The organism is Sphingomonas asaccharolytica NBRC 15499, from assembly GCF_001598355.1.
Lineage (GTDB): Bacteria > Pseudomonadota > Alphaproteobacteria > Sphingomonadales > Sphingomonadaceae > Sphingomonas > Sphingomonas asaccharolytica.
On record NZ_BCYU01000072.1, the window covers coordinates 1 to 22064 of the forward strand.

Below are 22064 nucleotides of genomic sequence, written 5' to 3' on the forward strand. Positions count from 1 at the left end.
GGGGGGGGGGGATGCCTCGCAGAGAATTTCGCCTGGGGCACGGCCCCACCCCCAACCCCTCCCCTGAAGGGGAGGGGCTAGGAGAAACAGATGACCGATCCCCACAAGTCCGACGTCCTGATTATCGGCTCCGGCGCCGCCGGGCTTACCGCCGCGCTTAACCTCGCCGATCGTTTCTGCGTGACCGTGCTCGCCAAGGGCGGCCTCGCCGAGGGGTCGACCGCCTGGGCGCAGGGCGGGATCGCCGCGGTGCTCGAACCGGGCGACACGTTCGACAGCCATATCGAGGACACGATGATCGCCGGCGCGGGGCTCAACGACCGCAAGACGGTCGAGTTCGTCGTCGAGAATGCGCCGCGCGCGATCGAGCGGCTGATCGAACTCGGCGTGCCGTTCAACAAGGAAGGCGGCGACCTCCATCTGACGCGCGAGGGCGGGCACAGCCACAGGCGGATCGTCCATGTCAACGACGCCACCGGCTGGGCCGTTCAGGAGGCGTTGCTCCACGCAGCGCAAGCGCACGACAATATCACGCTGGTGCCCGACATGGTGGTGGTCGACCTCGCCACGTCGAAGCACGAGCAGCGTTATTCGGGCGCGGGCAATGTCTGGGGCGTCTATGCGGTCAACCGCGCCACCGGCCGGGTCGAATTGTTCACCGCCAATGCGACGATCCTGGCGACCGGCGGGGCGGGGCGCACCTATCTGTTCTCGACTGCACCGCGCGGCGCGACGGGGGACGGCATCGCGATGGCGTGGCGCGCGGGCTGCCGCATCTCCAACATGGAGATGATGCAGTTCCATCCGACCTGCCTCTACAATCTCGACGTCAAGAACTTCCTGATCACCGAGGCGGTGCGCGGCGAGGGCGGGCAACTCAAGATTCCCGAGACCGGCTATCGCTTCATGCCCGATTTCGATCCGCGCGCCGAACTCGCGCCGCGCGACATCGTCGCACGCGCGATCGACCATGAGATCAAGCGGCTCGGGCTCGATTACGTCCATCTCGATATCAGCCATATGGGCGCCGAGTTCGTCACCCATCACTTCCCGACGATCTACGAGAAATTGAAGGGCCTCGGCATCGACATGACCAGGGAGCCGATCCCGGTCGTGCCGGCGCAGCATTATACCTGCGGCGGGATCGTAATCGACCTCGACGGCCGTACCGACTTGCCGCACCTCTATGCCGCCGGCGAATGCACCGAATCGGGCCTGCACGGCGCCAATCGCCTGGCCTCCAACTCGCTGCTCGAATGTTTCGTTTTCGGCGAAGCCTGCGCCCGCCACATCAATACGCATTGGGACGATCTGCCGCCGCCGCCGCCGATCCGGCCGTGGGACGAAAGCCGCGTCGCCGATTCGGACGAAGAAGTGGTGATCAAGCAGAACTGGACCGAGATCCGCCGCTTCATGTGGAATTATGTCGGCATCGTCCGCACCACCAAAAGGCTCGAGCGCGCGGCGCATCGGATCAAGCTGCTGACCGGCGAGGTTGAGGATTATTACGGCCATTTCCGCGTCACGCCGGACCTGATCGAGCTCAGGAATCTGCTCCAGACCTCGGACCTGATCGTGCGCTCCGCGCTGCATCGCCACGAATCGCGCGGGCTGCATTACACGCTCGATTATCCCGAAACCTTGCCGGTCGCAGTGGATACCGTGCTGGTCCCTTAAGGGAACGCACGGAATCTCAGCGGGTTGGTTGCTCGTTCCGCCGCTTTTCAGGTGCGGTTCATCGCGGAGACCCTATATCAGGGATTCCGCAACCGTTTTCCTGCGATACTCTCATCGTCGAGAAAAACACGGGCGGGGGTCATGGGTCGTTCTGTGCAGCGTTTCGGTAAAATAGCGTTTGGTGTGATCGTCGGCCTCGCGATTGCGGGCTGCGTCTCCGACAGTCAGTCCGGCAGGGGCGCGCGCAGCTTCGCGCCGCCGGTGGCCTATGCGCCGCCGCGCGAAGTGGTGCAGCCGCTTCCGGCACCCAAGCCGGCGGTGCTGGCGCCCGCGGCGCTGACCGCGTTGGTGCCCTCGCTGACGCGCGATTTCGGCGGCAAGGTCGGCATCGCGGTGATGAGCATCGACGATGGCTGGACGGTCACCTCCAACGGCGACATGAAATTGCCGCAGCAGAGCGTGTCGAAGCTGTGGGTGGCGATGACCGTGCTCGACCTGCGCGACCAGGGCAAATTGACGCTCGATGATCCCTATACGGTGCGCAAGGACGACCTCACGCTGTTCCACCAGCCGATCGCGGCGTTGGTCAAGGATGACGGCTACAAGACCACTGTCGGCGAATTGCTGCAGCGCGCGCTGACGCAGAGCGACAACACCGCCAATGATTGCCTATTGCGGCTTGCCGGCGGGCCGACCGCGGTGCGCGCCTTCCTGACGAAGAAGGGGATCAGCGATATCCGCTTCGGACCGGGCGAGCGTTTGTTGCAGAGCTTCACCGCCGGGCTCGAATGGAAGCCGCAATATTCGACCGGCCGCTCGTTCGAGGCCGCGCGCGCGAAAATCCCGGCCTCGACCCGGATGGACGCGTTCGAACGCTATGTCGCCGATCCGCCCGACGGCGCCGCGCCGCGCGCGATCGTGACCGCGCTCGCCCGGCTGAAGAAAGGCGAATTGCTCTCGCCGACTTCGACCCAATATCTGATGTCGACGATGGAATCGTCGCGCACCGGGCGCCAGCGGCTGCGCGGCGCGGTGCCGGAAGGCTGGACCTTCGGGCACAAGACCGGCACCGGCCAGGATTTCAGCGGACGGACCGCCGGCTATAACGATGTCGGCTTCCTGATATCGCCGAACGGCAAGGCCTATGCCATCGCGGTGATGATCGGCGACACGCCCAAGACCATTCCCGAGCGCCAGCAATTGATGCAGGCGGTCGTGCTGGGCGTAGTGACCAACCACCATTGGTGATTTGACCGCAATCCCCGGGGCGCGGTCCGGCAAGGCCGCGCCCTATGGGTTGTTCCATGAACGACGATCACGATTGGACGACGCTCGCTGGTGAGCTTGACGCGCGCGGCTGGGCGATATTGCCCGGTTTGCTTGGCCCCGCCACCTGCGCTGCGATCGCGGCGGGCTATGACGAGCCGGCACAGTTTCGCAGCCAGGTGGTAATGGCGCGGCACGGCTTCGGGCGCGGCGAATATCGTTACTATCGCTACCCGCTGCCCGACCCGATCGCCGGGTTGCGCTCGGCGCTCTATCCGCGCCTCGCGCCTATCGCCAATCGCTGGCACGAGCGGTTGGGCCTGCCGACGCGCTTTCCCGCCGGCCATGCGGACTTCCTCGCGCGGTGCCACGAAGCCGGCCAGACGCGGCCGACGCCGCTGCTGCTGCGCTATGGGCCCGGCGATTATAATTGCCTGCATCAGGATCTCTATGGCGAGCATGTCTTCCCGCTCCAGGTCGCGATCCTGTTGTCGCGGCCGGGCGAGGATTTCGCCGGCGGCGACTTCGTCCTGACCGAACAGCGCCCGCGTATGCAGTCGCGGGTCGATGTGGTTCCGCTCGGCCAGGGCGATGCGGTGGTGTTCGCGGTCAACCATCGCCCGGTCGCGGGTAGTCGCGGCGACTATCGCGTGGCGATGCGTCATGGCGTCAGTACGTTGCGGTCGGGACGACGGCATACGCTGGGGATCATCTTCCACGACGCGGCTTAGGCGGGATTGGTCGAGGACGTTCGACATCGAGACGGCGCGGCCGACTGGCTTCCCTACTCCGTCATCCCGGCCCTGTGCCGGGATCCGCCGGGCGGCAGGCCTCACGGCTAGAGGCTCAGGCACCATATCTCACGGCACGGCGGACCCCGGCACAAGGCCGGGGTGACGGTTGGGAATTGGGCGGCGCCATGACGATCCACCAAGCGCCTCCCCCCCGCCACTCGCACGAAAGGCCCTACCACCCAACCTAACCATTTGTGGCGGCGAGCGCGTCACGCTATCTCCTCCGGCGATGCCTCATCTCTATCTCGTCGACGGTTCGGGTTACATCTTCCGCGCCTATCATCAGCTCCCGCCGCTGACCAACCGGCACGGCACGCCGGCGGGCGCGGTCTATGGCTATACCGCGATGCTGTGGAAGCTCGCCGACGCGCTCGACAAGGCGGAGGGACCGACTCATCTGGCGGTCGTGCTCGACAAGGGGTCGCACACCTTCCGCAACGATCTCTACGACAAATACAAGGCGCAGCGTCCGCCGCCGCCCGAGGATCTGATCCCGCAATTCCCGCTGATCCGCGAGGCGACCCGAGCCTTCTCGCTGCCGTGCATCGAGGAGGAAGGGTTCGAGGCCGACGACATCATCGCCACTTATACCTGCCGCGCGGTCGAAGCCGGGTGGGACGTCACCATCGTCAGTTCCGACAAGGATCTGATGCAGCTGATCCAGCCGGGCGTCGACATGCTCGACACGATGAAGAACGAGCGACGCGGCGCGGACTATGTCGAGACTAAGTTCGGCGTGCGCCCCGACCAATTGGGCGACGTGCTGGCGCTGATGGGCGACGCGGTCGACAACGTCCCCGGCGTGCCCGGCATCGGCGCCAAGACCGCGGCCAAGCTGATCGTCGAATATGGCAATCTCGACGCGGTGCTGGCCGCCGCGCCCGAGATGAAGCCGAGCAAGATGCGCGACAATCTGATCGAGCATGAAGCGATGGCCCGGCTGTCGCGCCGGCTGGTCGCGCTCCATGTCGATACCGCGGTGCCGCACACGCTCGACGAGCTCAAGCTCGACGGCATTCCTGTCGAGCCGCTGCGCGCCTTCCTCGAAGATCAGGGGTTCAAGACCTTGCTGTCGCGCATGGCGGCGCACGCCCCGGGACGCGAGCAACCCGATCCGGTCGCGGCCGCGGTCGCGACGGCCGGACCGGTCACGCCCGATTTCGTCGAACTGCCGCCGGTCAATTGCGATACCTATGAGACCGTGACGAGCATCGATCGGCTCGAGGCGTGGATCGCCGAAAGCCATGCCAGCGGCACGATCGCGATCGATACCGAGACCGATTCGCTCGACAGCATGGCGGCCAATCTGGTCGGCATCTGCCTCGCCACCGCGCCGGGACGCGCCTGCTATATCCCGATCGGGCACAAGAGCAGCGACGACATGTTCGGCGAAGTCCCGCCGCAACTGCCGCTGGCCGAGGTGGTCAGCCGCTTGAAGCCGCTCTTCACCGCGCCCGGCGTGCTCAAGATCGGCCACAACATCAAATACGACATCAACGTCCTGATCCGCCACGGCCTGCCGGTCTCGCCGATCGACGATACGATGGTGATGAGCTTCGACCTCGATGCCGGCCAGTCGCTCAGCGGCCATGGCATGGACGAGGTGGCGCATGCCGTACTCGAACATAGCTGTATCAGCTACAAGGACGTGACCGGCACCGGCAAGAAGGCGATCAGCTTCGCGCAAGTGCCGCTCGACCAGGCGACGCGCTATGGCGGCGAGGATGCCGACGTGACCTGGCGGCTATGGACCCGGTTCAAGCCGCGGCTGGCCTATGAAGGTGCGACGCGGGTGTATGAGATGGTCGACCGTCCGATCATCCCGGTCGTCGCCGCGATGGAGCGCGCCGGGATCAAGGTCGATCGCGACCAGCTCTCGCGCTTGTCGAGCCGCTTCGCGCAGGAAATGGCGCGGCTCGAGGAAGAGATCCAGGCCGAGGCCGGGCAGCCGTTCCAGATCGGATCGACCCAGCAACTCGGCGCGATCCTGTTCGACAAGATGGGGCTGAAGGGCGGCAAGAAAGGCAAGTCCGGCGCCTATTCGACCGACGTCACCGTGCTCGAGAAGATGAAGGCCGAAGGTGTGACGATCGCCGGGCTGGTGCTCGACTGGCGCCAGCTGTCCAAGCTCAAATCGACCTATACCGACGCGCTGCAACAGCAGATCGATCGCGACACCGGGCGCGTCCACACCAGCTATTCGCTGACCGGCGCGCAGACCGGGCGCTTGTCGTCGACCGATCCCAACCTCCAGAACATCCCGATCCGCACCGAGATCGGCCGCCAGATCCGCGACGCCTTCGTGGCCGAGCCCGGCAACGTCATCCTGGCCGCCGACTATTCGCAGATCGAGCTCAGGCTGGCGGCGCACATGGCCGACGTGCCGCCGCTCCGCGATGCCTTCCTGCGTGGCGAGGACATCCACTCCGCGACCGCCAAGGAATTGTTCGGCGAGGTCAATCGCGACACGCGCGGGCGCGCCAAGACGATCAACTTCGCCATCCTCTACGGCATTTCGCGCTGGGGCCTGGCCGCCCGGCTGGAGATCGACGCGGAAGAAGCGCAGGCGATGATCTCGCGCTATTTCGACCGCTTCCCCGGCATCTCCTCCTATATCAACGAGACGCTCGAGGGCGTGCGGCAAAAGGGCTATACCGAGACCTTGTTCGGCCGGAAGACCTGGTTTCCGCAGATCCGCGCGCCGATCCAGCATGTCCGCCAGGGGGCGGAACGCGCCGCGATCAACGCGCCGATCCAGGGCACCAGCGCCGACATCATCAAGCGCGCGATGGCGCGGATGGGGCCGGCGCTGGCCGACGCCGGCCTGACCGGCACGAAGATGCTGCTCCAGGTCCATGACGAACTCGTGTTCGAAGTTCCCGAAAGCGAGGTCGAGGCGGCCAAGCCGGTGATCGAACGCGTCATGGCGACGGCGGCGGAGCCGGCCGTGCCGCTGTCGGTGCCGCTCGCGGTCGAGATCGGTACCGGCGCCAGCTGGGGCGCCGCGCATTGATCGATTCCGCGCTTGCCGGATGCAAGGCTGAGGGGGTGGCGCGTGTCGACTGACGCTCGCGCCGCGCCGCCGGTCGTGCCGCCGACCGCGGCGTCCGACGACCTCGCCGTGCTGGCCAAGGGCGGGCGGACCAATATCGGCGGGTTCGCGCTGCGGTTGGTCGCGCGGCTGCCGTTCCTGTTCGTTGCGGGGAGGCTCTATGGACCCGACGCAGTCGGACGGTTCGCGCTCGCGTTGGTGGTGGTCGAACTCGCGGCGTTGATCGCGACACTCGGGTTGAAGCGCGGGCTGGCCCAGGCGCTGGCCAATACCGAGCGCCCGCATCCGCACGTCGTGTGGGATGGTATGGCGGTGGCGATGCTCGCCTCGACCATCGCCGGCGCGGTGCTGATCGCCTTGCCGCGGGTGATGTACCCGCATGGCGACATCAGCCTGATCGAGCGGCTGTTGCCGTGCATCATCGTCGCCAGCGCCTGGTCCGACGTCGCGCTCTCGGCGCTCGCTTTTCGCCATAACATCAAGGCGAGCGTCACCGCGCGCGCGGTGGTCGAGCCGTGGACGATCTCGATCGCCGCGCTCGGTTTCTACTTCGTCAGCGCGCGCGACGGGCTGGTGCTCGCTTATATGCTGTCGATGGTCGCGGCGATGGTCGCCTCGCTGATCCCGCTGATCCGCAGCTACGGCCTGCCGCGTGGCTGGACGCCGCAAGTCGCGAGGGTGGCGACCCTGGCGCGGCGCAACGCGCCGCTGGCCGGCGCAGACGCGATCGAATGGGCGACGCGCAATGTCGACCGCTTTATCCTGGGGCTGCTGTTCCCGCCGGCGATCGTCGGCATCTATTACATGGCGCAACAGGTGGCGTCGCTGCCGCAAAAGCTCAAGACCAGCTTCGACCCGATCCTGGGGCCGGTCATCGCCACCAGCCTGGCGCGCGACGACAAGGCGGCGATCGCCGACCAGGTGCGCCAGGTCGGTTTCTGGATCATGGCGCTACAGGCATGCCTGGCGTTGATGGGCTCGATCCCGGGCGAAGCGGTGATGGGGCTGGTCGGCAAGCAATTCGTCGCCGGCACCGCGGCGCTTGCTTTCCTGTTATGGGCGGAGGTGTTCGCCTCGACCGGGGCGGTGTGCGAATCGGCGCTCGTCTATATCGCGCGGCATCGCAACCTGATGATCTCGATCGGCGTGCTGGTCCTTCAGATCGTGCTGAGCTTCACGCTGGTTGCGGTGATGCGGTCGATCGACTGGGACAATTCCATATTGTCGCGGCTCGGGCATCGCGATTCGGTCCAGGGCGTGAGCGTCGCGATCGCCTTGCTCGTCGCGCTCAGCGTCGGGTCGGTGATCAAGTCCAATTTCCTCGCCCGGCTATTGAAGGCGCGCGTGGCGGGGTGGCGCTGGTCACTGCTCGGGACGGCGGCGGTCACCATCCTGGTCGGGACGGCGTTCACCTCGCTGCCCAAGAACTACGAATGGGTCGAGCTTTCGGTCGGCGAGCCCGCGATCTTGGTGACGTATCTGTTCGTGCTGTGGAAATGGGCGTTCCGGCCCGAGGATCGCGCGCTGTTCAAGAAATTACCCGGCGCCGGCGCGGCGGCGCCGGCCGTCTAGGACGGATCGACATTCAATATTCGGTTGTCGGGGGATCGCTGGCTTCTTGTTCCTGCTGGAAAGAGAACCAGAGATGATCAATCGCTTCTCTACCTTGATGCCTAATTTATCACCGTCATGCCGGGCTTGTCCCGGCATCCACCGGGCAGCCGAGCCCAGTCCTTGAACTTCTTGCCCCGCGCCTGAGGCACAGTGGATGCCGGGACAAGCCCGGCATGACGAACTGGGGATGGTGACGGTATCAACGAAGCGTCGGTCCCGACACGCCGCGCTTGGGGGCGGCCGGCAAATCGGCGAACAGCTTGATCATCCCCGGGCTGCGTGCATCGCCATTGGCGTAATCGCGCGCTGATTTGCCTGCCATGTAATCGCGCTTGTCGGGGTCGGCGCCGCCCTCGATCAGGTCGCGCACCATTTGTTCGTCGCGGCGCAGCACTGCCTTGATCAACGGGGTCTGCCCGCCATCGCCCGCCAGATTGGGGTTGGCCTTGTTCTTGAGCAGGATCGGGATCAGGTCGCCATAGCCGCGGTCGACGGCGAGCAGCAGCGGCGTGTCGCCTTGGCGGTTCTTGATGTTCGGATTGGCGCCCTTGGCCAGCAGATAGGAGACGTATCGCGAATCGTCACGGCGCACGACGATATGCAGCGCGCCTTCGCCGCTCGACGGGTCCTGGGTATCGATGATCCGCGACCCCGGCTTGGCCAGGATCGATTCGACATCACTGCCCTTGTCGTTCTTGACCGCGTCGAGGAATTGATAGCCGGGCGAGCCGCTGGCGAGCTGCGCCGCGGCGGGTAGGGCGGTAACGGCCAGCGCGCCGGCGAGCGCGCCGATAGACGCAATGCGGGAGAGACGTGCGATCATGATGTTATGCCCTGCGCGAAAAGTCGGGATCAACTTGCGTAGCCGCCCGTAAAAGATCAAGGCTGGCGCTGCGATGAACCTGCGTTTGCTTCCGATTTCGCTGCTATTGGCGCTCGCCGCCTGCTCGAACGCCGCCCCAGCCGATCCCCCGCTGGCGGGCGCCAAGATTGGCGGTCCGTTCCAGCTGATCGATCAGGACGGCCGGGCGATCACCGAGAAGGCGTTCGCCGGCAAATATCGGATCATGTATTTCGGATACACTTATTGCCCGGATGTCTGCCCGACCACGGCGCAGACGATCGGGGCGGCGATGCGGCTGCTCGACAAGAGCGATCCGGCGCTGTCGGCCAGGGTCGTGCCGGTGTTCGTGACGGTCGATCCCGATCGCGACACGCCGGCGGTGGTCAAGCAATTCGTCAGCGCTTTCTATCCCCGCTTCGTCGGCATGACCGGGAGCGCGGCAGCGATCGACACGATCAAGACCGAATATGGCGTGTTCTCGTCCAAGGGCAAAACCACGCCCAATGGCGGCTATCTGGTCGAACATTCCAACGCCGCCTATCTGATGGACAGCAGCGGCAAGCCGCTCGCCTTGCTGCCGACCGAGCAGGGCGCGCAGGCGAGCGCCGATGAGATCAAGCGCTGGGTGAAGACCAACCCGTGACGACCGACAGATTCTGGGAAACCAAGACATTGGCCGAACTCGATCGCGGCCAATGGGAGGCGTTGTGCGACGGTTGCGGCAAATGCTGCATCCACAAGCTCGAGGATGAGGAGACCGGCGAACTCCACCCGACCAATGTCGCCTGCCGGATGCTCGATCGCCGCGCCGGCCAGTGCAAGGACTATCGCAATCGCCGCGCCTATGTGCCCGATTGCGTGCGGCTGACGACGAAGAACGTCTATACCACCGACTGGCTGCCCTCGACCTGCGCCTATCGCCTGCGCGCCAATGGCGAGAAGCTGCCGGACTGGCATTATCTCGTCAGCGGCGATCGCGAGGCGGTGCATCGCGCCGGCGAATCGACGCGCGGCTGGACGGTCAGCGAGGACGATGCCGGCGAGCTCGAATTCCATCTGGTCGATCGCAAGCTGTGACCGGCGATCTCGACGTCGTCCGCCATGCCCGCGCCCGGCGGATGCGGCTGTCGGTCGATCCGGCAAGCGGGCGCGTGCGCCTGACTATCCCGCCCCGCGCCTCGCTCAAACAGGCAATGGCCTGGGCCAATGATCATCGTGGCTGGATCGAGGCGCAGCGGGCTAAGCTGCCTCAGGGGCAGCCGTTTTTGCCTGATGCGATCATTCCGATCGAGGGTGAGGATGTCGTGATCGACTGGTCGCCAGAGCGGTCACGGACGATTACCCTAATCCGTCATGCCGGCCCTGTGCCGGCATCCACGGAGCCGCACGACCCGGGATTTGCGGCTCTGTGGACCCCGGCACAAGGCCGGGGTGACGAAAGGCTGGTGTGTGGCGGGCCGTTGGAAGGTCTCTCACGCCGCATCGAAACCTGGCTCAAGCGCCGTGCGCTCGCATTGCTGTCCGAGGAAACCGCCGAATTCGCGGCCAAGGCCGGCGTCACCGTCAGCCGCGTTACCGTCGCCGACCCAAAGGGCCGCTGGGGCAGCTGCGCCTCGACCGGCGCCATCCGCTATAGCTGGCGGCTGATCTGCGCGCCGCCCAATGTCCGCCGCTCGACCGTCGCGCACGAAGTCGCGCATCGGCTGCATATGGACCATTCGCCGGCGTTCCATGCCGCCTATCGTCAGTTGCTGGGGAGCGATCCCGCACCGGCGCGTGCCTGGTTACGGCGCCACGGCGCGACGCTTCACTGGGTCGGGCGGGGCGGCTGAACCTCTCGCGGGCGATCGGCCGGGGCCGATCCGTTAGGAACGGCGCGTTTGGGCCGGTTGGGATCGGTACCCGAGCCGCCGGTCATGCGATCGATCCATCTGCGATCGAGCCGCTCATCGGTCTGTCGCGCACTGTCGTCGCTGGCATCGGGCGCGGTCTGCGGGGGATCATTTTCGGTCTGCGGCGGCTCGCCCGCGTCCCCCCCGCCGATCGGCGCATCGGGCGCGATCTGGTCGGGCGGAATGGGATTGCCGTCGGGATCGACGAACAGGCCGTTATCGGGCTGGCCGAAATCGCTTTCGTTATCGAGCTGCCATTCGGGCAAGGTCACCTGGGTGTCGAACGCTTCGACCGGCCGGCCGGCGGTGGCGACCTTCATGAACGCCGCAAAGGCGCGCGCGGGCAAGGTGCCGCCCTGAAGGCCCGGAATAGACTTGGCGTCATCGCGGCCCATCCACACGCCCGTGGTGAGTCCCGAGGAAAAGCCCAGGAACCAGCCGTCCTTGTTCGAGCTCGTCGTGCCGGTCTTGCCGGCGACCGGGCGCCCGATCTGCGCCGCCTTGCCGGTGCCGGTGGCGACCGCGGTCTGCAGCAGGTCGGTCATCTCGGCGGCGACATAGGGCGCGACCAGCACATGGCTACGGTCGACTTCGTGATTGTAGATCGTCTCGCCCATCGAGGTAACCTTGGTGATCCCGTACGGGGTCACCGCCACGCCCTTGTTGCCGACGCTGGCAAAGGCGCGCGTCATGTCGATCAGGCGGACGTCGTTCGATCCCAGCACCATCGACGGCACGGTCGAGATCGGGGTCGAGATGCCGAAGCGCCGCGCCATGTCGGCGACGGTCGAGAAGCCGACTTCCTGGCCGATCTTGGCCGCCACGGTGTTGACCGAATACGCAAACGCCGTGCGGATATCCATTTCGCCGGCATTGCGGCCCGACGAGTTGCGCGGGCTCCAGCCGTTGATCGTGATCGGCTCGTCGACCACACGGTCGCTCGGGCGATGCCCCGCCTCCAGCGCTGCCAGATAGACGAACAATTTGAACGACGATCCCGGCTGGCGCAAAGCGGTCACGCCGCGATTATAGTTGGACGTGACGTAATCCTTGCCGCCGACCATCGCGCGCACCGCGCCGTCGCGGTCGAGGCTGATCAGCGCGCCTTGCGCATTGCCGGGGGCATAGCCGGCGATCGCGGCATCGGCCGCTTTCTGCATGCGGATGTCGATCGTCGTCCACACTTCGAGCGGGCGAGTCGGCTCGTCGATCAGATTCTCGAGCTGGGGCAGCGCCCAGTCGGTGAAGTAACGCACGCTGTTCTGGTTGGGCTCGGGCGCGAGCTTGACCGTCTTGGGATCGACCGCGGCGGCTTCGGCGGCCGAGATCTTGCCGGTTTCCTTCATCAGCCCGATCACCACGCCGGCGCGGTCGACTGCGGCCTGGGCATCGGCGGTGGGCGAATAATGCGACGGCGCCTTGACGAGTCCGGCGATGATCGCCGCTTCGCCCAGGGTCAATTGGCCGGCGCCATGGCCGAAGAATTTGCGGCTGGCGGCGTCGATGCCGTACGCGCCGCCGCCGAAATAGACCTTGTTGAGATAGAGTTCGAGCACCTGATCCTTGGAGAATTTGCGCTCCAGCGCGAGCGCCAGCACCATCTCGCGCGCCTTGCGGCCGAACTTCTTGGTCGACGACAGGAAGATGTTGCGCGCCAGCTGCTGGGTGATGGTCGACCCGCCCTGGGTCCAATGTCCCTGTTGGACGCGCACCTGGAACGAGCGGGCCACGCCGATCGGATCGACGCCGGGATGATTGCGGAAGCGGCGATCCTCGACCGCGACCATCGCATCCTTCATCACTTGCGGGATCTGCGCGTAAGGCAGCCATTCGCCATAGCTCGGCCCCAGGCTGACGATCGGAGTGCCGTCATCAGCCAGCACGCGGATCATCTGGCCGTTGGGCGAGGATTTGAGCTCGTCGAAACTCGGCAGCTGCGATTCGGTCACATAGACGGTGACGACGAGCGCGATGATGCCAAGCAAGGCGGCGACGCCGGTAAGGCGAAGACCCAGCACGAGCCAGCGGCGCCAGCGGGGGACAATTTTGGACGCCTTGGCCATCGTTATAAGCGAGGGCTTAGAGGGTTAACCGAGCCTCGACAAGCGCCGGTTCAAGCGGTTCGCCGCGCCGATCAATCCGCACGGGGGCGAAAATCGAGGCTGATCGAGTTCATGCAATAGCGCAAGCCGGTCGGCGGCGGCCCGTCGGGGAAGACATGGCCGAGATGGCTGTCGCAGCGCGCGCAGCGGGTTTCGGTGCGCGTCATGCCGTGGCTGGTATCGCTATGATTGACGACATGATCCTCGGCGATCGGCTGGGTGAAGCTCGGCCAGCCCGATCCCGAATCATATTTGTCGGCGCTGTCGAACAGGTCGAGCCCGCACGCGGCGCAGGCATAGATGCCGTCGGCCTTGTTGTCGTTATAGATGCCGGCAAAGGCGCGTTCGGTCCCCGCCTCGCGCAGCACATGATATTGCTCGGGGGTCAGGCGCTTGCGCCATTCGGTTTCGGAGAGCGAGAGATGGTCCATGCACCGGAAGATCGTTACGCACCGGTCATGCGTCAAGCGGCTTGTGGCTGATCCGGGTTAGCCGGGCGGCGATTCCGGCGATCTGCGGCGCCAGGCGGACCGCGGTAATCAGCGCGCTCGCCCAGGCGGGGCGCTCGGCGGCGGCGCGGATGCGGTTGGCGACGGCGAACGGCGTCGTCAGGTCACGGGCGAGCCGCTGCTGATAGGCGATCGCGCCGGCCGGGCCCTGGCGCAGATAGTCGGTGGCCGCCCGTGTGCCGCTTTCGATCGCGATTCCCATGCCTTCGCCCGCCAGGCTGGGAATGCACGCCGCCTGATCGCCGAGCCGGAACAGGCCGGCGGTGCCGTTCACTGCGCGCCAGCCATAAGGGACATTGGCGACCGCATCGATCGACGCACCGCCGGCGCGATGCGCCAAGCGCTCGCCTAGCCGCGGCGATTCGATCGCCAGCGCAGCCAGCAATTGGTCGGGCGATCCCGCCGCGCTCAGCCGCGACCGATGCACCGCCATGCACAGATTGACGGTGCCATCCTCCTGCCGCGCGATCCCGGCATAGCCGCGATCGAACAGATGGAGTTCGATCGTATCGCCGACCATCCGATCGAGCGCACCGCTCGGGCCCAACCGAACACGTAACCCCAGCGTCGGATCCTCACCGCGCTCGGCACCGCGTGCCAGCCCGCGCAGATCGTGCTTTCCCGTGGCGAGGAACAGTGCATCGGGGGCGATTTCGTCGTCGTCAGCCAGGCGTAGGCAATCGCCTTCGAGCGCCCGCACCGCGACGCCGCGCTCGACCGCCGCACCGGCGGTGATCGCGTGATCGAGCAGCAAGCTATCGAGCCGCCGGCGGGAGACCGCCAGCGCCGGGCGCGGCAGCCAGGCCTCGGCCTGACGCGTGCCCGCGAACAGCCGCAGCCGGCGGATCTCGTCGCGGTTGAGCACCTCGCGGCGGATACCGAGGCGATCGAGCGCCTCGAGCGTCCGCCAGCTCAGGAACCCGCCGCACAAGGCGTCGCCCGTCTCGGCGCTGCGCTCGACCAGCAGATGCGGCGCGCCGGCACGCGCTAGCAGCAGCGCCGCCACCGCGCCCGCCGGCCCGCCGCCGACGATCAGCGCAGGCGTTCGACGCACAGGCGAAACGGAAAAGCGCGATAGACGCGCGCATCGGTGATGCCCGCTTCGGCCAGGATCGGCGGCCATTCGGCGGGACGATAGGATCGCGCGATCGACAAGGTGCCGTCGAGCCGGACGATGCGGTGCCAGCGGAAGGTGCGGGCGAGCAGCGGGAATCCCCAATGCGCGAAACCGTGACGGTGGAGATCGTTGACCAGCCAGCCCATCCGAGCCTCGGCCTGCATGAAGCGGAGGAAAGCGACCAGCTGATCGTGCGTCATATGATGCGCGACCAGGCTGGAGATCACCATGTCCCAGCCCTGACCGGCAAGATCGGCATAATCGCCGGTGATCCAGCGGATCCTTGTATCGGGCGACGAGTGCTGCCGCGCCGCCGCTTCGCTGCGCGGGTTGAGATCGACGCCGACCATTTCGGCCGCGATCCCGCGTTTCGCCGCCCAGCGTGCGATCGTCCGCAGCATGTCGCCATCGCCAAACCCGACATCGAGCAATTTGAACGCGTTGCGGCCCTGGAGCGCGCGCTCGACGAACGACAGGGTCGGCCGCGCCGCCATCGTCACGACATTGACCTTGGCAAGATCGCCGACCACCGCGGCATAGGTCGCCGCGTCGAGATCGTCGGCGTCCATCAGCTCATCGGCGATGGCGCGCTGTTGGAGGCTCACGCCGCGCTCCGGAACCCGAAACCCTCCGCCGCCAGCCCCGGCCCGAACGCCAGCGCGATGCCCTGGCCGACGCGCGGCCCCTTGAGCATCTTGGCCAGGGTGAACATCAACGTCGCCGAGGACATGTTGCCATAATCGTGAAGCGTTTCACGCGACGCCCAAAGCGCGCCCTGGGGCAGGTGATACGCGGTCTCGACAGCGTCGAGGATCGAGCGCCCGCCGGCATGCACTGCCCAGCCGTCGATATCCTCGACATTGCGCCCACCGAGCGCAGCGGTGGCGAAATCGGGATCGGCGAGCCCTTGCGCGATGCGCTGCGGGACCTCGCCCGACAGATGCATCTCGAATCCCTTGTCGGTGATGTCCCAGCGGATCAGCCGTTCGGAATCGGGCAAGGTCGTGGCGAATGGCGCTTCGAGCTCGAAGCCGGCGGCGTCGCTCGTCACCAGAGCGGCGCCCGCGCCGTCGCCGAACTGGAGCATCGCCAGCAATTTCTCGATCTCGCCGGTATCCTGGAGGTGGAGCGAACAGAGTTCGACGCAGACCACCAGAACGCGCGCACCGGGTTCGGACCGCACGATATGGCGCGCGCTGCGCAACGCCGCGACCGCGGCATAGCAGCCCATGAACCCGACCAGCAGCCGCTCGACCGACGGCGCCAGGCCGAGCCGGCGCGCGATGATCTGATCGACGCCGGGCGCAACGAAGCCGGTGCAGCTGGCCAGCACGAGATGCGTGACGCGATCGAGCTCGACCTCTTGCGCCAGTTGGTCGATCGCCTGGAGGCTCAGCGCCGGAGCCTGTTCGGCATAGACCCGCATCCGCGCATCGGTGCCGGGCATGAAGCCGCCCTCATAGAAGCCGCCGGGCTCGATCGGCGATCCGCCGTCGGCAGCGCGCGGCAACACCGTCCAGCGATGATCGATCCCCGATCGTTTGACCATGCGACCGAACAATTTGGCCAGCCGCGGGTCGGCTATCCTGGGCTCGGCCCAACCGATGAACGCCTGATGGGCGTCATGGTCGGGCACTGCGGTACCGATAGCGTTGAGATAGACATTGGGAGACACGAGCGGCGACCTTTTCGGAAACAAGGGACACCGGGTTAGTGCCTCGAAAGCGGTACGCCAGTTTAACAGATGCCACGCCTTTTTGCTCCACTCGCCCTCGGCCGCTATCAGGCTGGCATGAATCCGATCTACGCCCGGATGGGCACCACGATCTTCGAAGCGATGTCGGCGCGCGCGCGGGCGACCGGGGCGATCAACTTGGGTCAGGGGTTTCCCGAAGCGCAGGGGCCGGCCGATATCCTCGATGCGGCGGCCAGGGCGCTGGTCGAAAAGTCCAACCAATATCCGCCGATGATCGGTTTGCCCGAACTGCGCCAGGCAGTCGCCGCGCATTATGCCGAGCATCAGGGGCTCGATCTGTCACCCGACGAGGTAGTGGTGACCTCGGGCGCGACCGAGGCGATCGCGGCGTCGCTGCTCGCCTTGGTGTCGCCGGGCGACGAAGTGATCCTGTTCCAGCCGCTCTACGACGCCTATCTGCCGCTGGTCGAGCGCGCCGGCGGGGTGGCGAAACTGGTAAGGTTGAGCCCGCCCGACTGGCGCGTGACGGCGGAGATGCTGGAGGCGGTCTGGACGCCCAGGTGCCGACTGCTCGTGCTCAACAGCCCGCTCAATCCTTCGGCGTCGATGATCGGCGGCGAGGAACTGGCGGTGATCGCGCGCTTCTGTATCGAGCGCGACCTGATCGCGATCTGCGACGAGGTATGGGAAGAATTGGTGTTCGACGGCGCGCGGCATGTACCGCTGATCGGCCAACCCGGGATGCGCGAGCGTACGGTCAAGATTGGCTCGGCGGGCAAGATGTTCGCGCTGACCGGGTGGAAAGTCGGCTGGACGTGCGCCGCGCCGGAGCTCGCCAAGGGCCTGGCGAAGGCGCACCAGTTCCTGACCTTCACCACCCCGCCCAATCTGCAATGGGCCGCCGCTTACGGGCTCGGCAAGGACAAAGCCTGGTTCGACAAGGAGCGCGCAGGCTTCCAGCGCTCGCGCGACCGGCTTGCGGCGGGGGTGGGCGAGGCGGGCTATGTCACGTTGCCGTCGGCGGCGACCTATTTTATCTCGATCGACCTGACCGCTTCGGGCATCGCGCTCGACGACGTCACCTTCTGCAACCGCCTGCTGGACGAAGCGGGAGTCGCCGCGATCCCGGTCTCGGCTTTCTATGCCGAGGATCCGGTGACCAATGTCGTTCGGCTGTGCTTTGCCAAGAGCGACGCGACGCTGGATACGGCGATCGAGCGGATGGCGGGGTTCCGGACGACGCTGAGCTAAGAAATAAGACCCGCGGATCGCTCCGCAGGCCTTGTTTTCTCTAGCAAGGCCGTCGCGGCTAAGCCGCGACGTCGGTCGGGCTTTGCCCGCCGGCCGAGGTTTCGACTTTTCAGAGATTAGCGAACGCTAATCTCTGGCCTCAACCGTCGTAATCCCCACCCAGATTTTGATTGCGCGGCGGCGCAGCGGCGGTGAGGCGGAGGGCCTCGGCCGATTGCGACAGCGAGCCGATTTCGTCCGGCGTGTCATCGTCGTCGATCTGGACCTTCTGCATGCCGCTGATCACTGCGTCCTGCAGATGATCGGGGCGCACCGTTTCCTCGGCGATTTCGCGCAAGGCGACGACCGGGTTTTTATCGCGGTCGCGATCGATGGTGAGGTCGGCGCCGCCCGAAATCTGGCGGGCGCGCTGGGCCGCGAACAGCACCAGATCGAAACGGTTCGAAACCTTGTCGACGCAATCTTCGACAGTGACGCGCGCCATGAAACGCTTTCCTTCAGCAAAACACCAAGATGGGAAGCCTTGGCGCTTAGGGCAATGGCGCGTGGAGAGTCAAGAAAATCGGGTTTTCCGTCGATTATCGCCGCGAACGCCGCTACCGCCTTGCCCCGCGCCGCGCCGCGCTTCAATAGAGGCGCGATGGCCGGCGAACCCAGCTTTACGATCGACGGCGATACGCTCCGGCTCATCACCGAGGGGCCCGAGCGGCTGACGGCGTTGCTGGACTTGATCGCCGGCGCCCAGCGGTCGCTGCGCGTGCTTTATTACATCTATGTCGACGACGATGCCGGCGCGAAAGTGCGCCAGGCGCTGATCGATGCGGCCGGGCGCGGTGTCGGGGTCAAGCTGATCGTCGATGGCCTGGGCAGCGAGCATGCTCAGAATCACCGCTTCTTCGATCCGCTCAAGGCGGCTGGGATCGACGTCTGCCGCTTCGTGCCGCGTCTCGGTAGACGCTATCTGCTGCGCAATCACCAGAAGCTCGCCTTGGCTGACGAGGCACGAGTGATCATCGGCGGGTTCAACATCCAGGACAGCTATTTCGGCACCAACGAAGATCAAGCGTGGCGCGACCTGGGTTTCTATATCGAAGGGCCTTCGGCCGAGCACCTGACCGGCTATTTCGATGCGCTCGATCGCTGGGCGAAGGAGGAACAGCCACCGCTCCGGTCGCTGCGCGCGTTGCTGTCGAGGTGGAGCGAGCCTGACGGCGGGACGCGCTGGGTGTTCGGGGGGCCGACGCGCAAGCCGTCACCCTGGGCCAAGGCGGTGCGCGCCGATCTCGAGCGCGCGAAGCGGGTCGACCTGATCAGTGCCTATTTCGCGCCGAGCCCGGGAATGCTGCGCCGGCTCGACCGGATCGGCCAGCGCGGCGTCGCGCGCGTCGTGCTAGCGTCGAAAAACGATCATGGCGCCGCGATCTCGGCGTCGCGCTTCACTTATGCCGGGCTGCTCAGGAAAGGCGTGGAGATCTACGAATACCAGCCGACCAAGCTCCACACCAAGCTCTTCGTGATCGACGACACGGTCTATATCGGCTCGGCCAATTACGACATTCGCAGCCTGTTCCTGAACCTCGAACTGATGCTGCGCGTCCAGGACAAGGCATTCGCCGCTTATGTCCGGACCTATGTCGACGGCGAGATCGCCGACTCGGAGCGGATCACGCCCGAGCTTTACCAGTCGCGCACCGGCTGGTGGACGCGGGTCAAGCAGGCGGCGGCATTCTTCGTGATGACCGTGCTCGACTACAACGTCACGCGGAGCCTCAATTTCGGCCCCGAGCGGCATTTGCGGAAATAGGCGATAAGTTTCGCCCTTCCCGTCAGTCCTTCCAGGCGAAGAAATTGTGCGAGGGCGGGATGTTCCACCATTCGATCGAATAGTCGATCCGGTCCCAATGCGGCTCGAGGAAGTCGCGGACCTTGGGGCGGAATTGATAGACCAGGAAGGCGCCGCCGGTCTTGAGCACGCGGTGCGTCGCGGCGGCGATGGCGGGGGCGACGCCCTTGGGCAAGGTCGAAAAGGGCAGGCCCGACAGCACGTAATCGGCTTGTTCGAAGCCATGTTCGGCGATGATCTTTTCGACGTCGGCGGCCGAACCATGGACCGGGATGAAGCGCGAATCGGTGAATTTGATCCGGAGATAGTCGATGAAGTCCGGATTGGTGTCGATCGCGATATAGGTGCCGTCGGCCGGCAGGCGGTCGAGAATCGCTTGGCTGAACGTGCCGACGCCGGGGCCATATTCGACGAACAATTTGACCTTGGCCCAATCGGGCACCTTGAGCATCGCGTTGATCTGCGCCTTGGACGAGGCGATGATCGAGCCGACCATCACGGGCCGCTTGAAGAACCCGCTGAGAAACATCGCCCAGGGAGAGGGGAGCTTGCGCGCGCGCGTCTCCGCATTGTCGAGAGCGAAGCGGGGCTGGGACATGATCTTCCTTGTAGCTGTGCGCCAAATCGTACGCGACCGGAAACCCCTGTCGCAAAGCTGTAACGCTCGATCAAGCTTTTAGGTGTCAGCCAGGTGTGGGGATGGGTTGCGTCGCATCGCGCGCCGGTCCATCCGCACGATCATGACGACGTTCGCCCCCGGAACAATAGCGGTGATTTTCGTGTCCGAAGTTACCGGCGAGGATCCCGAAGGCTATGCCGCCGCGGCGGCGGAAGCCAACGCGTTGGCCGAAGCGCAGCCCGGGTATCGCGGCATCGACAGCGCGCGCGGCACCGACGGAATCGGTATTACGGTGAGTTATTGGGCGGATGAGGCGGCAGCGGTCGCCTGGCGCCAGCATGCGCGGCATAGCGAGATTCGCGATGCTGGACGCGGGCGCTGGTATCGATGGTATTCGCTCCATGTCGCCGAAATAGGGCGCAGCTACGATTGGGAGAAGGAATGACGGCGAGGTTCGACCGCGACTTCGCCTTGTTGTTCACCGTGATGCTGACGATCGCCGCGGGGAACACCGCCTTGCAATCGGTCCTGCCCGCGATCGGGCGCTCGCTCCATGTCCGCGACAATGCGGTCGCTGCCGCCTTCTCGGTCTCGGCCTTGTTATGGGTGATCGCCGCGCCGTTCTGGGCCAGCCGATCGGATCGGCGCGGCCGGCGGTCGATGATCCTGCTGGGAGTCGGCGGGTTCACCATCTCGCTGACCTTGTGCGGACTCTTCCTAGCGGCGGGGATCAATGGCTGGATCGGCGGGACCGCGGCCTTCATGCTCTTCATCGTCGGCCGGCTGATCTACGGCACGTTCGGTTCGGCCGCGCCGCCGGCGGTGCAGGCAATCGTCGCCGGGCGCACCACGCGCGAGGAGCGGACTAAGGCGCTGACCCTGCTCGGTTCGGCGTTCGGGCTCGGCACGATCCTGGGGCCGGCGATCGCGCCGTATCTGCTGCTCGGCAGCGTCGGCGGCGTAGTGATCGGCCTGTCCGGCCCGGCCTTCCTGTTCGCGCTGTTCGGGGCAGGGATGTTTCTCGCCGTGCTGCGCATGCTGCCTAGTGATCGCAACGAAGCGGCGATGGACGATCCCGCCGCGCATGGCGCCGCCAATGCCTATCCCTCGATCGGCGGCCAGTCCTCGGGCGCGAGCATCACCGCCGCCATGGGTCAGCACGTCGAGGAAGTCGGCTTCGTCGATTCGCGCGTCCGCGCCTGGATGATCGCCGGTTTGGTCTTCGGCCACGCCCAGGCGATGACGGGCCAGGCGATCGGCTTTCTGGTGATCGACCGCCTCCATCTGCCTCCGGCCGAGGCGTTGCAGCCGACCGGACTCGTGCTGATGATGGGCGCGGGAGCGGCATTGCTCGTGCAATGGGGGTTGATCCCGTTGTTCAACCTGACGCCGCGCGTGATGATGCTGGTCGGGCTGGCGATCGCGGCGGCGGGCTGCGCGCTGACCGGCCTGGCGACTTCACTCTACGGCCTGGCGACTGCTTATGCGTTGGCGAGCATCGGCTTCGGCTTCACGCGCCCGGCTTTCACCGCCGGATCGTCGCTCGCGGTGGGATCGGCGGCGCAGGGCTCGGTCGCGGGCAAGGTCACCTCGGTCAACGGCGCCAGCTTCGTGCTCGGGCCGTCGATCGGAGTGGGATTGTACGAGTTCTGGCACTCCTTGCCGTATCTGACCGCTGGTGCGGCGTGTCTGGCGCTGCTGGGATATTGTTGGGTGGGGTTGAAACGCCCACGCACCGACCTGGTAATGGGCTAGCGGCCGCCGGCGAAAGCCTCACGAACCTGCGCA

Annotated in this window: 20 protein-coding genes; 12 read left to right on the top strand and 8 right to left on the bottom strand. The window is 65.9% G+C overall.

All coding sequences use genetic code 11. The features are described from left to right. The first annotated feature begins 90 nt into the window (after positions 1–90). The 5 genes from nadB (at position 91) to SAS01S_RS17025 (ending at position 8361) form a co-directional block, all read left to right on the top strand. Positions 91–1677 (top strand): L-aspartate oxidase, encoded by a 1587-nt coding sequence (nadB, locus tag SAS01S_RS17005; RefSeq protein ID WP_066811355.1) that lies wholly within the window; start codon positions 91–93, stop codon positions 1675–1677. A 141-nt stretch (positions 1678–1818) separates the two neighbouring features. Continuing rightward, positions 1819–2925 carry a class A beta-lactamase gene (gene bla, locus SAS01S_RS17010; protein ID WP_066811358.1) on the top strand — a complete coding sequence of 369 codons (1107 nt, stop codon included), beginning with the start codon at positions 1819–1821 and terminating at the stop codon, positions 2923–2925. Between the two features lie 56 nt (positions 2926–2981). Next, a complete protein-coding gene (locus SAS01S_RS17015; protein ID WP_084239133.1) occupies positions 2982–3674 on the top strand; it encodes a 2OG-Fe(II) oxygenase in 693 nt (230 codons plus the stop codon). Positions 3675–3966: 292 nt separating this feature from the next. Then, positions 3967–6750 (top strand): DNA polymerase I, encoded by a 2784-nt coding sequence (gene polA, locus SAS01S_RS17020; RefSeq protein WP_066811364.1) that lies wholly within the window; start codon positions 3967–3969, stop codon positions 6748–6750. 42 nt (positions 6751–6792) lie between these two features. Then, entirely contained in the window at positions 6793–8361 is a 1569-nt protein-coding gene (locus SAS01S_RS17025) for a lipopolysaccharide biosynthesis protein (RefSeq protein ID WP_245656963.1), read from the top strand. 241 nt (positions 8362–8602) lie between these two features. Here SAS01S_RS17025 and SAS01S_RS17030 read toward each other — a convergent pair whose 3' ends face one another. Beyond that, positions 8603–9226, bottom strand: a complete 624-nt coding sequence (locus SAS01S_RS17030) for an ankyrin repeat domain-containing protein (RefSeq protein WP_066811403.1) — start codon at positions 9224–9226, stop codon at positions 8603–8605. Positions 9227–9299: 73 nt separating this feature from the next. Between SAS01S_RS17030 and SAS01S_RS17035 the strand changes: the two genes are divergently transcribed. Genes SAS01S_RS17035 through SAS01S_RS17045 form a run of 3 tightly spaced genes read left to right on the top strand, consistent with a single transcriptional unit; the run spans position 9300 to position 11079 of the window. Continuing rightward, on the top strand, positions 9300–9890 hold the full coding sequence (locus SAS01S_RS17035; RefSeq protein ID WP_066811367.1) for an SCO family protein: 591 nt from the start codon (positions 9300–9302) through the stop codon (positions 9888–9890). Then, positions 9887–10324: a YcgN family cysteine cluster protein gene (locus tag SAS01S_RS17040; protein ID WP_066811370.1), complete on the top strand. Its 438-nt coding sequence runs from the start codon at positions 9887–9889 to the stop codon at positions 10322–10324. Before SAS01S_RS17035 ends, SAS01S_RS17040 begins: the two co-directional genes overlap by 4 nt. Next, complete coding sequence (locus tag SAS01S_RS17045; RefSeq protein WP_066811373.1) at positions 10321–11079, top strand: M48 family metallopeptidase; 759 nt, start codon at positions 10321–10323, stop codon at positions 11077–11079. Before SAS01S_RS17040 ends, SAS01S_RS17045 begins: the two co-directional genes overlap by 4 nt. On the opposite strand, the gene SAS01S_RS17050 is transcribed toward SAS01S_RS17045, so the two are convergent. The 5 genes from SAS01S_RS17050 to SAS01S_RS17070 all read right to left on the bottom strand — a co-directional run bounded on the left by SAS01S_RS17050 (position 11055) and on the right by SAS01S_RS17070 (position 16542). After that, on the bottom strand, positions 11055–13202 hold the full coding sequence (locus SAS01S_RS17050) for a transglycosylase domain-containing protein (RefSeq protein WP_084239138.1): 2148 nt from the start codon (positions 13200–13202) through the stop codon (positions 11055–11057). The genes SAS01S_RS17045 and SAS01S_RS17050 overlap by 25 nt on opposite strands. A 71-nt stretch (positions 13203–13273) precedes the next feature. Then, positions 13274–13672 carry a peptide-methionine (R)-S-oxide reductase MsrB gene (gene msrB, locus SAS01S_RS17055; RefSeq protein WP_066811376.1) on the bottom strand — a complete coding sequence of 133 codons (399 nt, stop codon included), beginning with the start codon at positions 13670–13672 and terminating at the stop codon, positions 13274–13276. 25 nt (positions 13673–13697) lie between these two features. Further along, on the bottom strand, positions 13698–14804 hold the full coding sequence (locus SAS01S_RS17060; RefSeq protein WP_066811379.1) for an NAD(P)/FAD-dependent oxidoreductase: 1107 nt from the start codon (positions 14802–14804) through the stop codon (positions 13698–13700). After that, positions 14783–15472, bottom strand: a complete 690-nt coding sequence (locus SAS01S_RS17065; protein ID WP_066811382.1) for a methyltransferase domain-containing protein — start codon at positions 15470–15472, stop codon at positions 14783–14785. The genes SAS01S_RS17060 and SAS01S_RS17065 overlap by 22 nt, the downstream gene beginning before the upstream one ends. Then, positions 15469–16542, bottom strand: a complete 1074-nt coding sequence (locus tag SAS01S_RS17070; protein ID WP_066811413.1) for a type III polyketide synthase — start codon at positions 16540–16542, stop codon at positions 15469–15471. Before SAS01S_RS17070 ends, SAS01S_RS17065 begins: the two co-directional genes overlap by 4 nt. 117 nt (positions 16543–16659) lie before the next feature. Between SAS01S_RS17070 and SAS01S_RS17075 the strand changes: the two genes are divergently transcribed. After that, positions 16660–17814 carry an aminotransferase gene (locus tag SAS01S_RS17075; protein ID WP_066811385.1) on the top strand — a complete coding sequence of 385 codons (1155 nt, stop codon included), beginning with the start codon at positions 16660–16662 and terminating at the stop codon, positions 17812–17814. A gap of 139 nt (positions 17815–17953) precedes the next feature. On the opposite strand, the gene rpoZ is transcribed toward SAS01S_RS17075, so the two are convergent. Then, positions 17954–18298 carry a DNA-directed RNA polymerase subunit omega gene (rpoZ, locus tag SAS01S_RS17080; protein ID WP_066811388.1) on the bottom strand — a complete coding sequence of 115 codons (345 nt, stop codon included), beginning with the start codon at positions 18296–18298 and terminating at the stop codon, positions 17954–17956. 156 nt (positions 18299–18454) lie between these two features. On the opposite strand from rpoZ, the gene SAS01S_RS17085 reads away from it, so the two are divergent. Continuing rightward, positions 18455–19618: a phospholipase D-like domain-containing protein gene (locus SAS01S_RS17085; RefSeq protein ID WP_066811391.1), complete on the top strand. Its 1164-nt coding sequence runs from the start codon at positions 18455–18457 to the stop codon at positions 19616–19618. A gap of 22 nt (positions 19619–19640) precedes the next feature. Here the strand turns inward: SAS01S_RS17085 and SAS01S_RS17090 are convergent, their stop codons facing one another. Beyond that, positions 19641–20255, bottom strand: a complete 615-nt coding sequence (locus SAS01S_RS17090; protein ID WP_066811394.1) for a class I SAM-dependent methyltransferase — start codon at positions 20253–20255, stop codon at positions 19641–19643. A 142-nt stretch (positions 20256–20397) separates the two neighbouring features. Here SAS01S_RS17090 and SAS01S_RS17095 point away from each other — a divergent pair, with 142 nt between their 5' ends. Next, positions 20398–20721: an antibiotic biosynthesis monooxygenase family protein gene (locus SAS01S_RS17095; RefSeq protein ID WP_066811416.1), complete on the top strand. Its 324-nt coding sequence runs from the start codon at positions 20398–20400 to the stop codon at positions 20719–20721. Beyond that, complete coding sequence (locus SAS01S_RS17100; RefSeq protein ID WP_066811397.1) at positions 20718–22031, top strand: MFS transporter; 1314 nt, start codon at positions 20718–20720, stop codon at positions 22029–22031. The genes SAS01S_RS17095 and SAS01S_RS17100 overlap by 4 nt, the downstream gene beginning before the upstream one ends. Positions 22032–22064: the final 33 nt, after the last annotated feature.

Coding starts and splice junctions, on each gene's coding strand:
- SAS01S_RS17095 (WP_066811416.1), top strand. CDS start 20,398: ATGACGACGTTCGCCCCCGGAACAATAGCGGTGATTTTCGTGTCCGAA.
- SAS01S_RS17030 (WP_066811403.1), bottom strand. CDS start 9,226: ATGATCGCACGTCTCTCCCGCATTGCGTCTATCGGCGCGCTCGCCGGC.
- SAS01S_RS17015 (WP_084239133.1), top strand. CDS start 2,982: ATGAACGACGATCACGATTGGACGACGCTCGCTGGTGAGCTTGACGCG.
- msrB (WP_066811376.1), bottom strand. CDS start 13,672: ATGGACCATCTCTCGCTCTCCGAAACCGAATGGCGCAAGCGCCTGACC.
- SAS01S_RS17035 (WP_066811367.1), top strand. CDS start 9,300: ATGAACCTGCGTTTGCTTCCGATTTCGCTGCTATTGGCGCTCGCCGCC.
- SAS01S_RS17090 (WP_066811394.1), bottom strand. CDS start 20,255: ATGTCCCAGCCCCGCTTCGCTCTCGACAATGCGGAGACGCGCGCGCGC.
- nadB (WP_066811355.1), top strand. CDS start 91: ATGACCGATCCCCACAAGTCCGACGTCCTGATTATCGGCTCCGGCGCC.
- bla (WP_066811358.1), top strand. CDS start 1,819: ATGGGTCGTTCTGTGCAGCGTTTCGGTAAAATAGCGTTTGGTGTGATC.
- SAS01S_RS17100 (WP_066811397.1), top strand. CDS start 20,718: ATGACGGCGAGGTTCGACCGCGACTTCGCCTTGTTGTTCACCGTGATG.
- SAS01S_RS17050 (WP_084239138.1), bottom strand. CDS start 13,202: ATGGCCAAGGCGTCCAAAATTGTCCCCCGCTGGCGCCGCTGGCTCGTG.
- SAS01S_RS17085 (WP_066811391.1), top strand. CDS start 18,455: ATGGCCGGCGAACCCAGCTTTACGATCGACGGCGATACGCTCCGGCTC.
- rpoZ (WP_066811388.1), bottom strand. CDS start 18,298: ATGGCGCGCGTCACTGTCGAAGATTGCGTCGACAAGGTTTCGAACCGT.
- SAS01S_RS17075 (WP_066811385.1), top strand. CDS start 16,660: ATGAATCCGATCTACGCCCGGATGGGCACCACGATCTTCGAAGCGATG.
- polA (WP_066811364.1), top strand. CDS start 3,967: ATGCCTCATCTCTATCTCGTCGACGGTTCGGGTTACATCTTCCGCGCC.